Raw genomic sequence first — 1230 nt, forward strand, 5'->3', positions numbered from 1 at the left:
CTGAGCTGCGGACCAGTTTTTCTCGAACGTCATGGGGCTGACGTAGCCCAGCGTCGAGTGGAGTCGGCTGGCATTATAAAAGCCAAGCCAGTCAATTACCTCGTCCATTGCGGCGCGGCGGGTAGCGAACTGGCGACCGTGCAGGCGAGCGACCTTCAACGACCCCCACAGACTCTCAGTCGGCGCGTTGTCCCAGCAATCGCCCCTGCGGCTCATTGACGAGCGCATGCCATACGCCTTCAGGGCGTCTTGAAACAGATGGCTGCAATACTGGCTTCCCCGGTCGGTGTGCACAATCACACCGGCTTCCGGGCGGCGCCGGAACCAGGCCATGCGCAGCGCGTCCGTGACCAATTCGGCCTTCATGTGTGGTTGCATCGACCAGCCAACCACCTGCCGGCTGAACAGGTCGATGATGACCACCAGGTAGAGCCAGCCTTCGGCGGTCGCCACATAGGTTATGTCGCTCGTCCAGACTTGATTGGGTGCTGCTGGGCTAAAGTCGCGTTGCAGCAGATTGGGGGCCACCGGCAAATCGTGGTTCGAGTTGGTTGTCGCGATGTACTTGCGCTTGTGGCGGGCACGGATGCCGTGCAGCGCCATCAGCTTGCGAACACGCTCCTTGCCCACCCGCACCCCACGCGCCAGCAGTTCCTTCCACATGCGCGGCCAGCCGTACTCCCCCTTGACCCCGGCGTGAATCGCCTTGATGTGGGCCAACAAGGCATCGTCACTGAGTCGGCCTCTATCTGGCCTGTCGGTGCTTACTGTGCGTTGCTTGCGCTGGTGATAGCCGCTGGGGCTGACCCCTAACAGCTCACACAGGACCGAGACCGGCCAGTAACGTCGGTTTCGCTCGATGAACGCATACCTCACACCGACTCCTTCGCAAAGTATGCTGCGGCTTTTTTTAAAATATCGCGCTCCATCTTCAAGCGCGCCACCTCCGCCCGAAGCCGGGCCAGCTCCATCTGCTCCGGGCTGACCGGCTTCATACCCGCACCAGTCAGCTTGCCTTCCCGCTCCGCCTTGACCCAGTTATGCAGCGTCTGCGCTCTGATGCCCAGGGTCGCGCTAACCACTGCCATGCTCTGCCCGCTCTTCACCAGCCGTACCGCTTCCAGCTTGAATTCCAGCGTGTACTGCGCCCGCTTTGTCTTGCTTGTCATCACATCTCTCCTTGCTTCAGTTTAACCTCAGCAAGGGATTCGTTTTGCGGGGGCAAGCTCA

The 1230-nt window shown here is 60.8% G+C and carries 1 protein-coding gene; it reads right to left on the reverse strand.

All coding sequences use genetic code 11. From position 1 onward, the window contains the following. Positions 1 to 1169, reverse strand: a protein-coding gene (locus tag K206_RS0136720) for an IS3-like element ISRme13 family transposase (protein WP_155888428.1) whose coding sequence is annotated in 2 segments (ribosomal slippage) — positions 1 to 914 and positions 914 to 1169 — 1170 coding nt annotated over the 2 segments. Because the reading frame shifts where the segments join, the coding sequence is not laid out codon by codon here. This gene is flagged as partial in the annotation. Positions 1170 to 1230: the final 61 nt, after the last annotated feature.

Origin of the sequence: Cupriavidus sp. WS (genome assembly GCF_000395345.1) — a bacterium.
In the GTDB taxonomy this organism is placed as follows: domain Bacteria; phylum Pseudomonadota; class Gammaproteobacteria; order Burkholderiales; family Burkholderiaceae; genus Cupriavidus; species Cupriavidus basilensis_B.